Genomic DNA, 14002 nt, shown 5'->3' with positions numbered 1-14002 from the left:
CCGCCGCCGGCTGGGCGCTGAGCTGGGGCAACACCCAGGACTGCAACGCCGCCTCCCAGCGCCGAGGCGTCGACCCGTTGCAGGACCCGGCGGATGGTCGACTCGTGCGGAGCGACCGCGCCCACCCCGAGCACGTCCAGCACGGCGCGGCCACGACGTCATGGGCGTACTCGGCGATCGCGGTGAACGACCGGGCCCCGCCAACACCGCGCACGCCCCCAGTAGCAACACCGCGAGGACACCGTGGCGGGACACGGGGTCCGGCACTCGCGACAGGGGCCTCCACCAGCGACAAACCCCGCCGCCTCACCGACCGGCGCGGCTCTCCCCGCGTCAGGACCGACCTCCAGGCCTTCAGAGCAGCAACGATCGGAGACACTGACACTGCGACACAGGCTTCCTGACGTGAGCAAGGATTCGACACCCTCATGATCACGCCAAGCCTGTGTCCGACCCCACCCCCACCCCCCACATCACCGCAGCTCAGGACCCAACCCATCACGACTTTGCGGGGCCCTGGGTTGGGGCTGGAGCGGATCTTGCGGAGGATCTTCCAGTTCTTCAGCTCGGCGTTGACCCGTTCACCGGGTGCCCGTCGTCGGGCGTGGGCGGCGTTGACCGCTTTCTGATTCGCTGACAGGGGCCGGTACGGCCGGTGTCGAGGTCGCGGGCGGCGGCGTCGGTGGGGGACGGTGATCGCGGGCCCGCCGCCTTGGAGGCGGTGTCAGCGATCGCCCCGCACCCGGCGGTGTTGACCGCGTCGATGATCCCGTGGGCGCGGGCGGCACCCATGTCGTGCCGGGCTCCGGGTAGCGGTGGGGAGATCCACACCAGCCTGCCGACGGGGTCGGCGATGACCTGCACGTTCAGGCCGTGGCACTGTGTTTGCCGGAGTAGAACGCCCGGTCGTAGCGGATTTCATGCCGACCCGGTCGATACGCAGCAGCGTGCCGTCCAGGATCACGAACGCCTTCCCAGCGGCGACGGTGATGGCCTGTTCCAGGGTCGGGGCGAGGCGCGGCGAGCAGACCGATCGCCTCGGTCAGGTACACCGGTACACCGTCGCGGTGCTCACCGCGAACCCGCAGGCCAGGGCAGCGTAGGTCTCGCCCTTACGCAGGTAGGCGAGCACCAGCAAGGCCTGCCGACCGGCTGAGAGCCGGCGCCAGCGTGTTCCACGCTGACGCCGATGCCCCCGGAGAAGATCAGCAAGATCACGGACGCTACGGCTGGACACGTTCATCCCGGATGGGTAGGACAGCACACGGGGCTCCTGGCAGACGACGGTTCGACACCATCCGTCTACCAGGAGCCCCACCCCGGCCGGCCTTCACGCCCCTGACCAGCACAAACGTCAGGTTGAAAAAGGCTCACTCCCAGTTGCGCATGATTCCAGCCCCCTTTCCGACATGAGCCGATATTGATCGGGGCGCACACACCGGTATCGCCCGCACCACTGATCACCACTCCCAGTTACGCACGTGAGCACCCCCTTCACATCACTGCTCTGCACGTGGGGGCACGTGACGGCACTTGACCGGCACGCAACAACCCACTCACCGTCGAGCGCTCTTCCGCCGATTTCCGCCCGCCGCAGAAAGGATTGACGAAGCGCCCTGCGCGAAACAATCCAGCGGACCCCATTGCGATCACGACAATGGTCATCCTCAGCACCGCTGCCTACACACAGTGATCGCCTTGCATGATCGGGCAGCAACGACACGGTCTCGGAGACGTATCGATCACTCCCTGCAATCATCTGCGGCTAGGATCACGGAGGGGGAAACGCCCATCACGCCCGCTGTCGAGGCAAGATCGGGTGCGATGCACACCGGTGGAGGGGAGGACGACGTGGCTCCTGCGCCACCTCGGTGGCATCAGGTCACGCGCTGGCCCCTCTGGTCGATCCCCACCCGTCTGCTGGGACCGGTGCTGGTCGTGGAGCTGCTGGCGCTCCTCCTGACTCTCGCCGCGCTTCTCGTCCCACCCCGACTCGACCACTCCACATGGGGGCTGTTCGCCACGCTGACCGTCGCCGGAGTGCTACACACCGAGTTGGTGGCTGGCGTGGAGCGGCTCCGGCGGTACAGCGCGGACACCCACCACGTGAACCTCACCTCGGTGTGGACGTTCGCCTCGGCACTGCTGCTGCCTGCGGCGCTCGGCGGCCTGATGGTGATGGTGGTCTACGCGCACCTCTACCTCCGGGTGCAGCGGCCGGTCCCGCCTCCCGACCGGCATCCCGCCTATCGCCTGGTCTACAGCGGAGCGACGGTGCTACTCGCCGTGTACGCGACGGCGGGGGTGCTGGCCGCAACCCGTCAGGGCGAGGTGTACTCCGGTCTGCCCGACGCCCTCGAACTGCCGCTGGCCCTGCTCACGTACACCGTCGTCAACACCTGCCTGGTGCTCGGTGTGGTCGCGGTGGCCAGCCCGGACACCCGGGTGGTGCGGATCCTGTTCGGCGGCGACGAGCTCACCCTGGAGCTGGCGACCCTCTGCCTGGGGGCGCTGACGGCGGGCGCGCTGGCCGCGAGCGGCCCGTTCGTCGCGCTGCTCGCGGTGCCGCCGATCCTCGCGCTGCACCGCACGATCCTGGTCCGCAAGCTGCGCGAACGTGCCGACACCGACTCCAAGACCGGGCTGCTCAACCACGCGGCCTGGCACCTGCGCGGCACCCACGAGCTGACCATCGCCGAACGCGAACGGCGGCCGGCGGCGCTGCTGATCCTCGATCTGGACCACTTCAAGGAGATCAACGACACCCACGGCCACCTCTACGGCGACCAGGTCCTCGCCGCCACCGCCGGGTGCTGCGCGAGGAGCTGCGCGACCACGACCTCGTCGGCCGGTTCGGCGGGGAGGAGTTCGTCGTGCTGCTCCCCCGGCTGTCCGGGCACGACGGTCGCGAGGAGGTCCGGCAGATCGCCGAGCGCCTGCGCAGGCGGATCGCGGGTGAGTCCGACCCGGCGGCGACGGTGGACGGGGTCCCCGCACAGCGGCTGCCCGCACCACCCCCGGACGCCACCGGGACCGACGGCCCTCCGTCCCGGACCGGGATCACCGTCTCGATCGGCGGGGCGCTGTTCCCCGACGACGGCCACGCCCTGACCGGGCTGCTCGAGGTCGCGGACTCCGCCCTCTACGCCGCCAAACGTGCCGGGCGCGACGTCGTGCGGATCGGGCGGCACACCTTCCCGGCCGAGCCCGAGCACGCCTGACCCGCACCCTCCTGCCGCCGCCGCGACACCGGGGCCCACCGCCCGGGCTCAGTAGCCGGGGCTCAGTGGCCGGGGACGCTCCCGTCGCGCCCGATCCGGACCTGGTCGCGTCCGGCACGCTTGGCGGCGTAGAGGGCGTGGTCGGCGACCTGCAGCAGGTCGTCGAGGGACTCGCCGTCGCCGCCGGTCACCGCGACCCCGACCGACACCGACAGGTCGCGGATGGTGATGCCGCCGCCCGGACCGTCGACGTGCACCGTCAGCGACCGGATGGTCCGCCGGATGCGCTCGGCCGCGCCGTGGGCGAGCGCGCACCCCTCCGGCCCCACCGGCAGCCCGGCGAGGAGGACGACGAATTCCTCCTCACCGAAGCGCCCGACCGGGTCGACCTCGCGGACCTGGGCCTTCAGCGTCGCGGCGACGGCGGTGAGCACCTCGTCGCCGGCGAGGTGGCCGTAGCCGTCGTTGACGGCCTTGAAGTGGTCCAGGTCGAGGATCAGCACCGCGACGGCACCGCGCTGGCGCCGGGCCCGGGTGAGCGCCCGGTGCGCCCGGCCCCGCCACGCGACCGCGGTGAGCAGGTTGGTCTTGGCGTCGGTGTTCGCCCGCTCCTCCAGCTGCCGGATCAGCACCGCCCGGTGCAGCACCAGCAGCGGCGGGAGGACCAGCAGCGCAAGGAGCACATGGCGCTGCACCGCGAGCGCGGCCAGCACCGCCAGGCAGAGCGTCGCGCCCTCGAGCACGTGGTCGTCCCAGTCCCCCATCAGGCGTCGCCAGTCGGGACGATCCGGCGAGGTCAGGGCCAGCGCGGTCGCGACGAGGACCTGGTTGACCAGCCCGTAGACCGCCATGGCCAGCAGCAGCGACAGGTAGCCGACCACCTGGCTCGCGCCGCCGAGCCCCGCCGCCGCGGTGAGCGAGTCGGACGAGACGAGGACCGAGGCGGCCATCGCGGCGAGCACGACGGTCGCGGTGGTGTAGACGTGCCGGTACAGCTTCGCCCCGGCCGGGCGCCAGACCCGCCACCACAGGTGGCCGTAGACCGCGACGACCACCAGGCCCGCCACCCCCGGCGGCAGCAGTAGCGCGGCCGCGAAGGTCCAGACCGTCGACAGGTCGAAGTAGGTGACCTGCGCTCCGCGCCGGCGCACCCGGTCGATGCCGGACGCCATCTCGGTGTGCAGCGCGCCGAGTGCGGCGAGACCGAGGGCGCCCAGCGCCAGCATGCCGGTGGCGCGGTCCCACGGCAGCCGCGCCACGTCGGTCACGACGAGCACCACCGCGGTGAGCTCCACCAGCACCAGCACGGCGAGTACCCGGGCCGGCAGCCCGCGCGAGGGCCAGCGGGGTCGTTCGGCGTCCTCACCCCGGATCGCGGTCACCGGTGCCTGCCCGAACGAACGGGGCCGATCGTGCCGTCGGGACCGTGCGGCGCCGGTGACGTCGTGCGCGACCGAGGCCGGTGACCACCGGGAACCACACCTGCCGGGGTCATGCGACCGCCCCCGGACCCGCCGGCCGGGCGCATCCGGACGGCGCCGAGGGCGAGCGGGCGCAGCGCGCGGACGTCGCGGACGTCACGGGCCGGGAAGGCGCCACGCGCGGTGGGAGGACCGGCGGGAGCGGGGACGCGACGTTTGTCGTCCCGCGTCCCGGAGCCTCCGCGCTCGGCCATCGGCGTGCGGGCCCTTCGGAGTCCGTAGGTGGCCCGTGCCGGGATCCGGCACCCGCCCTGGACGGGGCCCCACGACCTCGGCATCGTCGTCGGGCGGAGACGCAGCCGAGCGTAGGTACAGCCCGCCCGCTCGGCGTCCTGGATCACCCGTCCGAAGCCGGGCGGCGTAACGACGGCGGCGAACGGCGTACGAGCGGGGGCACACGTCCATCACGTGCGCCTCCGTCCACGGCAAACGGTCGACGGCAAGCGGTCGACGACCGTTGCGCAACGGTCGGCGGTGGGAGTCAGAGCAGGTCCGCGACGTGGGCGGTCTCGTTCACCGTCGCGACCTTGCGCATCCCGTCGCGTGCGCACACCACCCGTGAGACGCCGACGTAGTCCAGGGGGAACGGCAGGTCCCGTCCGATGCCCAGCACCTCGGCGAGGTAGGTGTTGACCACGCCCGCGTGGGCGACGACGACCACCGTCGCCCGGCCCGGGTGTGCCGCGACGACGTCCTCGATCCCGGCACGCACCCGGGCCCGGAACGCGGCGCCGTCGACGTGGTCGGGCAGGTGCCCGGCTCGCATCCGCGCCCATGCCGCCGGGTCGGCCTGCGCCATCCGGGCGACCGGGACGTAGAGCGAGCGTTCTGCGTCGTACTCGCGCAGGTCGGACCGGGTGTGCGGGGTGAGGCCGCGCTCGCGCGCGAGCGGCTCCGCGGTCTGGACCGCCCGGAGCATCGTGCTGGTGTACAGCGCGTCGACCGGGGTGCCGGCCAGCGCGTCGACCAGCCGGGCGGCCTGCTCCAGGCCCTGCGGCGCGAGGCCCGGGTCGGCGTGCGTGCCGTCGTCGTGCTCGACGGCCTCGGGCAGCGCGTGCCGGACGAGCAGCAGGTGCACCCGCTCAGCCCGGGACGTGCGCGTCGTGTCCGGCGGCCCGCAGCGCCGCGCGCAGGGCCTCGGCGTGCCCGTCCTGCTCGGCGCCGTCGACGGTGGCGGCCGCGTTCGCGAAGTCGAAGGCCCGCATGTCCCACGCCGGGAACACGTGGACGTGCAGGTGGGGCACCTCGAACCCGGCGACCAGCAGACCCACCCGGGGCGGCGACCAGATCTCCCGCACCGCGAGCCCGACGGTCCGTGCCACCCCGGTGAGGTGGGCGACGAGGCCGGCGTCGGCGTCGACCCACTGGTCGATCTCGGCGCGCGGCACGACGAGGGTGTGCCCCGGGCCGAGCGGGTTGATCGACAGGAACCCCACGCACTGCTCGTCGGCCCAGACGAACCGGCCCGGGATCTCGCCGCTGATGATCTTCGTGAAGACGGTGGCCACGGATCCGGACCCTAGTGGCCCGCGGCGCGGGGTGAGGAACGGCGGGCGCGGGGCCCCCGGCCGCCCTAGGATTCCGGGCATGCCCCGCACCATCGCCCGCAGTGACCGCGTCGACCGGGACGAGCTGCTCGAGTTCGTCCGGCCCCGGCACCACATGGTGCTGATGACCACCCGTTCCGACGGCGGTGTGCAGGCCTCCCCGGTCACCGGCGGCGTCGACGACGAGGGGCGCATCGTCATCTCCACCTATCCCGAGCGCGCCAAGTCGGCCAACGTCGCGAGGGCCGGCAGGGCCGCGGTCGTCGTGCTGAGCGAGGAGTTCGACGGCGCCTGGGTGCAGGTCGAGGGCGACGCCGAGCTCATCACGCTGCCCGACGCGCTCGAGCCGCTGGTCGACTACTTCCGCGCCGTCTCCGGGGAGCACCCGGACTGGGACGAGTACCGCCGGGCCATGGCCGACCAGGGGAAGGCCCTGATCCGCATCACCCCGACCCGGTGGAGCCCTGTCGCCACCGGCGGCTTCCCCGCCCGGCTCGCCGACTCCTGACCGCCCCTGGGACGATCGACCGCCCCCGTCCGCAGCAGCTGCGGACGTGACGGTGATGTGGCGTGGGCCGCCGGCGGCCCCGTCCACCATGCGGCAACGGAGCCCGCCCTACACAGTGTGAGCGTGCCAGCGGCCTGCGGCCGGGGGTACGCGACGAGAGGACACAGACCATGCAGGCCTGGCCCGGGCACGCCTATCCGCTGGGTGCCAGCTACGACGGCACCGGCACCAACTTCGCACTGTTCTCCGAGGTCGCCGACGCCGTGGAGCTGTGCCTGTTCTCCCCCGGCACGGGCGCGCCCGGCGGACTCGCCGAGACCCGGGTCCCGCTGACCGAGGTCGACGGCTTCGTCTGGCACGGCTACCTGCCCGGCATCGAGCCCGGCCAGCGCTACGGCTACCGCGTGCACGGACCCTACGACCCGGCCCAGGGTCTGCGGTGCAACCCGAACAAGCTGGTCATCGACCCCTACGCCAAGGCCCTCGACGGCCCGGTCGACTGGGACGAGGCCGTGTTCGGCTACAACTTCGGCGACCCGGACTCGCGCAACGACACCGACTCCGCGCCGCACGTGCCGAAGTCGGTCGTCGTCAACCCGTACTTCGACTGGGGCTCGGACCGCCCGCCGAAGATCCCCTACAACGAGACCGTCGTCTACGAGGCGCACGTCAAGGGACTGACGATCCAGCACCCGGACGTCGAGGAGGAGCTGCGCGGCACCTACTCCGGCGTGGCGCACCCGGCGATGATCGAGCACTACAAGCGGCTCGGGATCACCGCCGTCGAGCTCATGCCGGTGCACGAGTTCGTGCAGGACCACCACCTCACCGAGAAGGGCCTGTCGAACTACTGGGGCTACAACACCATCGGCTTCCTGGCCCCGCACCACGCGTACTCGTCGGGCTCGATCCGGTCCGGCACCCAGGTCGCGGAGTTCAAGGCGATGGTGCGCGACCTGCACGACGCCGGCATCGAGGTCATCCTCGACGTGGTCTACAACCACACCGCCGAGGGCTCGGACATGGGCCCGACGCTGTCCATGCGCGGCATCGACAACCACGCCTACTACCGGCTGGTCGACGACGACCCCCGCTACTACATGGACTACACGGGCACCGGGAACTCCCTCAACGTCCGCAACCCGCACACCCTGCAGCTGATCATGGACTCGCTGCGGTACTGGGTGACCGAGATGCACGTCGACGGCTTCCGCTTCGACCTGGCCTCCACCCTGGCCCGCGAGTTCTACGACGTCGACCGGCTGTCGACCTTCTTCGACCTCGTCCAGCAGGACCCGGTGATCTCGCAGGTCAAGCTGATCGCCGAGCCGTGGGACGTCGGCCCCGGCGGCTACCAGGTCGGCAACTTCCCGCCGCTGTGGACCGAGTGGAACGGCAAGTACCGCGACACCGTGCGCGACTTCTGGCGCGGTGAGGCGGGCACCCTGGGCGAGTTCGCGTCGCGGATCACCGGCAGCTCGGACCTCTACCAGGCCGACGGCCGCCGCCCGTTCGCCTCGATCAACTTCGTGACCGCGCACGACGGGTTCACCCTGGCCGACCTCGTCTCGTACAACGAGAAGCACAACGAGGCCAACGGCGAGGGCGGCAACGACGGCGAGAGCCACAACCGGTCCTGGAACTGCGGCGTCGAGGGTCCCACCGACGACGAGACCATCGTCGAGCTGCGGGCCCGCCAGCAGCGCAACTTCCTGGCGACGCTGCTGCTGTCCCAGGGCACCCCGATGCTGCTGCACGGCGACGAGGCCGGACGCACCCAGGGCGGCAACAACAACGTCTACTGCCAGGACAACGAGATCGCCTGGCAGGACTGGGAGCTCGCGGGCAAGCACGACGACCTGACCACGTTCACCGCGGGTGTCGCCGCGCTGCGGCACGCCCACCCGGTGTTCCGCCGGCGCCGGTTCTTCGCCGGCCGCCCGATCGGCCGGTCCTCCACCAGCGAGGACGTCGCCGACATCGGCTGGTTCACCCCCGCCGGGCGGGAGATGACCGAGGAGGACTGGGACAACGACCTGGGCCGCTCGGTGGTCGTGTTCCTCAACGGCAGCCAGATCGCCGACGTCGACCAGCGCGGCCAGCGGATCGTCGACGACTCGTTCCTGCTGTGCTTCAACTCCTTCTGGGAGGACATCGACACCACGCTCCCGCCCACCGAGTTCGGGCAGGCGTGGGAGATCGTCGTCGACACCCACTCGGGCGAGGTGCACCCGCCGAACGCCGCCGGCGTCACGGGGACCGACCTCGACCCGGTGTCCGCGGGCTCGGTGCTGACCCTGCCCGCCCGTTCCCTGCTCGTCCTGCGATCGAAGGGCTGAGGCGTGACCCGCCTTCCGGGATCGACCTACCGGCTGCAGCTCTCGGCGGAGCAGACCTTCGCCGACGCCGCCGCGCTGACCGGCTACCTGGACCGGCTGGGGGTCGGGGCGCTCTACGCCTCACCCCTGCTGGAGTCCACGGCCGGGTCCACCCACGGCTACGACGTGACCGACCCGACCCGGGTGTCGGGTGAGCGCGGCGGCGAGCAGGGGCTGCGGTCGCTGCTCGCGACGCTGCGCGAGCACGGCCTGACGATGCTGATCGACATCGTGCCCAACCACGTCGGCGTCGCGAAGCCCGCGGAGAACCCGTGGTGGTGGGACGTGCTCACGCACGGACCGTCCTCGCGCCGGGCCCGGCACTTCGACGTCGACTGGGGCGCCGGGCCGATCCTGCTCCCGGTGCTGGACGCCGACGAGGAGAAGGCCCTGGCGGAGCTGTCGGTGGTCGACGGGGAGCTGCGCTACTACGAGCACCGCTTCCCGCTCGCACCCGGCACCGGCGAGGGCACCCCGCAGGAGGTACACGACCGCCAGCACTACCGGCTCGTGTCCTGGCGGCGCGGCGCCGCGGAGCTGACCTACCGGCGGTTCTTCGACGTCAGCGACCTCGCCGCGGTCCGGGTCGAGGACCCGGAGGTCTTCGCCGACACCCACCGCACCGTCCTCGACATCGTGCGCTCCGACGACACCGTCGTCGGGCTGCGGGTGGACCACCCCGACGGCCTGTCCGACCCGGGCGGCTACGCCCGCCGGCTGCGCGCCGAGCTCGGCCCGGGCAAGTGGCTGCTGGTGGAGAAGATCCTGGGCGTCGGCGAGGAGCTGCCGATCTCCTGGCCGGTCGACGGCACCACCGGCTACGAGGCGCTGCGCGAGGTCTGTGGGGTGCTCGTCGACCCCGACGGCGCCGGGCTGCTCACCCAGTTCGCCGCCGAGCACACCGGGGAGAAGCGCTCCGCGCACGCCGTCGAGGACGACGGCCGCCACCTCGTCGTCCGGGAGATCCTGGTCGCGGAGGTGCGCCGGATCGCCGACGCCTTCCGCGCGGGCCCCGGCGCCGACTCCGGCACCACCGGGCTCGACCTCGCCGACGTCGCCGCCGAGGACCTGCACGACGCGGTCGCCGAGCTGCTGTGCGGGTTCCCGGTCTACCGCTCCTACCTCACCCCCGAGATCGCCGAGGGCCGGGCGGCCGCCGACACCGCGGTCGCGGTGGCCCGCACCCGTCGCCCCGACCTGGCCGCGGTGCTGGGTGCGCTGCACTCCGGGCTGGTCCGCGAGCCCGGGTCGGAGTACGCGACCCGGCTGCAGCAGACCTCGGGGATGGTCACCGCCAAGGGTGTCGAGGACACCGCCTTCTACCGGTACAACCGGTTCGTCGCGCTGAACGAGGTCGGCGGCGACCCGGCGCGGTTCGGGGTGACGCCCGAGGAGTTCCACGCCGGGCTCGCCCGCCGCGAGGCGGGACGCTCGCGCACCATGACCTCGCTGTCCACGCACGACACCAAGCGGTCGGAGGACGTGCGGGCCCGGCTGGCCGTGCTGTCCGAGCGACCGGCGGACTGGGCGGCGCGGGTCCGCGAGTGGTCGGTGCGCCACCCGCTGCCCGACCGGTCGCTGGAGCTGCTGGCCTGGCAGTCACTGGTCGGGGCGTGGCCGATCCCGGCCGAGCGGCTCGCCGGCTACCTCGGCAAGGCCTCCAAGGAGGCCAAGCTGGTGACCTCGCACATCGACGCCGTCGCCGAGGTCGACGAGGCGATCGCGGCCTGGCCGGAGCAGGTCCTGGCCGACGCCGAGCTCGTCGCCGAGATCGAGGCGTTCGTCGCGGAGATCGCCGAGCCCGGCTGGTCGAACTCGCTGGCCCAGAAGCTGCTGCAGATGGCCGGCCCGGGTGTGCCCGACGTCTACCAGGGCACCGAGCTGTTCGAGTACTCGCTGGTCGACCCGGACAACCGGCGCCCGGTCGACTGGGACGCCCGCCGGGCGCTCCTGGAGCGTCTCGACGCCGGCGAGCAGCCACCGGTCGACGCGACCGGCGCCGCGAAGCTGCTGGTCACCTCGGCGACGGCGCGGCTGCGGCGGTTCCGCCCCGAACTGTTCAGCGGGTACGGCCGGGTCGACGCACAGGGCACGGCGGCAGAGCACGCCGTCGCCTTCTCCCGTGGCGGGGGCGCGCTCGTCGCCGTCGCGACCCGGCTGCCCGAGGGCCTGGCCGGCCGCGGCGGCTGGGACGACACCCGGCTGCCGCTGCCCGGCGGGTTCGACGACTGGCACGACATGATCGCGAACCGGCCGGTGGACGGGCCGGCGCCCGCGCTGGCCGACCTGCTCTCGCGCTACCCGGTCGCGCTGCTGGTCCGCCCGGCCTGAGCCACGGCCACCGTGCCCCGGCCGCCGTCGGCGACCGGGGCACGCGTGCGTCCGGGACTCAGGGCTCGTCGACGAGGTGCACCGCGGCCTCCTCGGCAGAGGCGCCCGCACCGTCGATGCCGGCGTCGCCCGCCACCAGGTCCTTCTCCCCACCGTCGCTGCCGTCGAAGCTCGCGTCGTCGATGGTGAGGCGCCCGGCGCGGCGGTCGCCGACCTCGTCGTCGGCGAGCAGCTCGCCGTCGGTGCCCGGGGCGTCGCCGAGCAGCCCACCGGTGGCGTCGTCGACGTCGGAGAAGTCCTCGCGGGAGTCCGGGTCACCGACCACACCGGCGGCGCGGGCGTCGTCGCGGTCCTCCGCGTCGGCGGTCGCGTCGAGCTCGGCGGCCCAGGTGTCGGGCTCCTCGTCGGCGAGGCGCTCGTCGAGGGTCTCGTCGTCACGGTCGTTCCAGGGCCGCTCGGGCGGCGAGTACCCCTCGTCGAGCACGTCGGTCACGCCGCCGTACTCCAGGGTGTCCTCGGGCTGGAGCTGCGCGTCCTGGTCGAGGTCGTCGCCTCCGTCGGGGTCGCTCATCAGGGCAGCCTAGCGGCGCGTGACCCGGCCCACCCCCCGCCGGGCGCGCGCCGACCCCACCGGGTGCGGAAGGATCGGCCCCCGTGACGGAGTTCGCCGTATGGGCCCCCGACAGGAACCGCGTCAGCGTGCTGGTGGGTGAGCGGCGCATCGCGCTCGATCCCTCCCCGGGGGGCTGGTGGCGCATCGAGGCGCCCGACCACGGGCACGGGACCGACTACGCGTTCCTGCTCGACGACGACGCCACGCCGCTGCCCGACCCCCGGTCCGCCTGGCAGCCGAAGGGAGTGCACGAGCGCTCCCGCGTCTACGAGCACGACGCGTTCTGGTGGACCGACGACAACTGGACGGGCCGCGCGCTGGCCGGGTCGGTGCTCTACGAGTGCCACATCGGCACCTTCACCGACGGCGGGACGTTCGACTCCGCGATCGACCGGCTCGACCACCTGGTCTCCCTCGGGATCGACCTGGTCGAGGTGCTGCCGGTCAACGCCGTCGACGGGCCGGTGAACTGGGGCTACGACGGCGTCGGCTGGTACGCCGTCACCGAGAACTACGGCGGGCCGGACGCGTTCAAGCGCTTCGTCGACGCCTGCCACGCCCGCGGCCTGGGTGTGGTCCTCGACGTCGTCTACAACCACCTCGGCCCGTCCGGGGCCTACCTGGACCGGTTCGGCCCGTACTTCGCCGGCTCCAACATCTGGGGCCCCTCGCTGAACCTCGACGGGGCGGGCTCCGACGAGGTCCGCCGCTACATGATCGAGAACGCGCTGATGTGGCTGCGCGACTTCCACGTCGACGGGCTGCGGATCGACGCCGTGCACGCGCTGCGCGACACCCGGGCCCAGCACGTGCTGGAGCAGCTCGCCGTCGAGGTGACCGCGCTGGAGGCGCACGTCGGCCGCCCGCTGTCGCTGATCGCCGAGTCCGACCTCAACGACCCCCGGATGATCACCGCTCGGGAGGGCGGCGGGTACGGCCTCGACGCCCAGTGGGCCGACGACGTCCACCACTGCCTGCACACGGTGCTCACCGGCGAGAGCCAGGGCTACTACGGCGACTTCGCCGAGGCGGGCCTCGACGGGCTCGCACACGTGCTCACCCGCGGGTTCCTGCACGAGGGCACCTGGTCGTCGTTCCGCAGGCGCAGCCACGGCGCCCCGATCGACACCGCCCGGATCCCCGGCTCGCGGCTGGTCACCTACCTGCAGAACCACGACCAGATCGGCAACCGCGCCACCGGCGACCGGCTCACCCACACGCTGTCCCCCGGCCTGCTGGCCTGCGGGGCGGCGCTGCTGTTCACCTCCGGGTTCACCCCGATGCTGTTCATGGGCGAGGAGTGGGGCGCGCGGACGCCGTGGCAGTTCTTCTCCCGCTTCGGCGACCCGGCTCTGCAGAAGGCGGTCCGCGACGGCCGGCGCGCCGAGTTCGCCGACCACGGCTGGGACGACGCCGCCGAGGTGCCCGACCCGAACGCCGAGTCGACCTTCGTCGACTCCCGGCTGGACTGGTCCGAGCCCGAGCAGGAGCCGCACGCGACCCTGCTGCGGATGCACCGCGAGCTCATCGCGCTGCGCCGGGCCTGGCCGGAGCTGTCCGACCCGTGGCTGGACCGGGTCGGCGTCGACGTCCACGAGCAGGCGCGGACCCTCGTCGTGGTCCGCGGGCGGATGCGGGTGGTGGTCAACCTCGGGCCGGAGCCGGTGACGCTGTCGCTCGGGTCGGAGATCACCCGCATCCTGCTGGCCTCCGAGCCGACGACCAGTGACGGCTCCTCGTTCACCGTTCCGGCGCAGGCCTTCGCCATCTGCCGCGTGGCGGAGTAGCGAGCCCCTGTCGCGTCACCCGTACGAGTACTGCCGTTCACCTGTTCGCCGGACACGTGACACGGCCGGGCCACACGAGACTGCGAGGGTCTGCGAGGCCGCCGACGGTGCGGCCCCGCGTTCGCCCCTGCGACAG

9 protein-coding genes and 2 pseudogenes are annotated in these 14002 nt (G+C 72.7%); 5 read left to right on the top strand and 6 right to left on the bottom strand.

Annotation, left to right across the window (positions count from 1 at the left end; genetic code table 11):
* Positions 1-214, bottom strand: a 214-nt coding sequence (locus KPL57_RS26565) for a hypothetical protein (protein WP_226353594.1), incomplete at its 3' end; no start/stop codon positions are given.
* A 312-nt stretch (positions 215-526) separates the two neighbouring features.
* A pseudogene (locus KPL57_RS72765) lies at positions 527-1264 on the bottom strand (transposase family protein); the annotation flags it as partial.
* 560 nt (positions 1265-1824) lie between these two features.
* Here KPL57_RS72765 and KPL57_RS26545 point away from each other — a divergent pair.
* A pseudogene (locus tag KPL57_RS26545) lies at positions 1825-3221 on the top strand (GGDEF domain-containing protein).
* 62 nt (positions 3222-3283) lie between these two features.
* On the opposite strand, the gene KPL57_RS70315 reads toward KPL57_RS26545, so the two are convergent.
* The 3 genes from KPL57_RS70315 to KPL57_RS26530 all read right to left on the bottom strand — a co-directional run bounded on the left by KPL57_RS70315 (position 3284) and on the right by KPL57_RS26530 (position 6210).
* Positions 3284-4603 carry a GGDEF domain-containing protein gene (locus KPL57_RS70315; RefSeq protein ID WP_226353591.1) on the bottom strand — a complete coding sequence of 440 codons (1320 nt, stop codon included), beginning with the start codon at positions 4601-4603 and terminating at the stop codon, positions 3284-3286.
* A 580-nt stretch (positions 4604-5183) separates the two neighbouring features.
* A complete protein-coding gene (locus KPL57_RS26535) occupies positions 5184-5780 on the bottom strand; it encodes a histidine phosphatase family protein (protein WP_226353590.1) in 597 nt (198 codons plus the stop codon).
* A gap of 4 nt (positions 5781-5784) precedes the next feature.
* Positions 5785-6210, bottom strand: a complete 426-nt coding sequence (locus KPL57_RS26530) for an HIT family protein (RefSeq protein WP_075305677.1) — start codon at positions 6208-6210, stop codon at positions 5785-5787.
* A 79-nt stretch (positions 6211-6289) separates the two neighbouring features.
* Here KPL57_RS26530 and KPL57_RS26525 point away from each other — a divergent pair, with 79 nt between their 5' ends.
* The 3 genes from KPL57_RS26525 (at position 6290) to treY (ending at position 11466) form a co-directional block, all read left to right on the top strand.
* A complete protein-coding gene (locus tag KPL57_RS26525; protein WP_020624022.1) occupies positions 6290-6757 on the top strand; it encodes a PPOX class F420-dependent oxidoreductase in 468 nt (155 codons plus the stop codon).
* 170 nt (positions 6758-6927) lie between these two features.
* Entirely contained in the window at positions 6928-9096 is a 2169-nt protein-coding gene (gene glgX / locus KPL57_RS26520) for a glycogen debranching protein GlgX (RefSeq protein WP_226353589.1), read from the top strand.
* A 3-nt stretch (positions 9097-9099) separates the two neighbouring features.
* Positions 9100-11466: a malto-oligosyltrehalose synthase gene (gene treY, locus KPL57_RS26515; protein ID WP_226353588.1), complete on the top strand. Its 2367-nt coding sequence runs from the start codon at positions 9100-9102 to the stop codon at positions 11464-11466.
* A gap of 58 nt (positions 11467-11524) precedes the next feature.
* On the opposite strand, the gene KPL57_RS26510 is transcribed toward treY, so the two are convergent.
* On the bottom strand, positions 11525-12037 hold the full coding sequence (locus tag KPL57_RS26510; protein WP_226353587.1) for a DUF5709 domain-containing protein: 513 nt from the start codon (positions 12035-12037) through the stop codon (positions 11525-11527).
* Between the two features lie 83 nt (positions 12038-12120).
* Here KPL57_RS26510 and treZ point away from each other — a divergent pair, with 83 nt between their 5' ends.
* Positions 12121-13866 carry a malto-oligosyltrehalose trehalohydrolase gene (treZ, locus tag KPL57_RS26505; RefSeq protein ID WP_226353586.1) on the top strand — a complete coding sequence of 582 codons (1746 nt, stop codon included), beginning with the start codon at positions 12121-12123 and terminating at the stop codon, positions 13864-13866.
* Positions 13867-14002: the final 136 nt, after the last annotated feature.

The sequence above is a fragment of the Pseudonocardia sp. ICBG601 genome (assembly GCF_020496245.1).
Note: the sequence above shows the minus strand (reverse complement) of the source record. Positions and strands in the feature narration are given on the sequence as shown.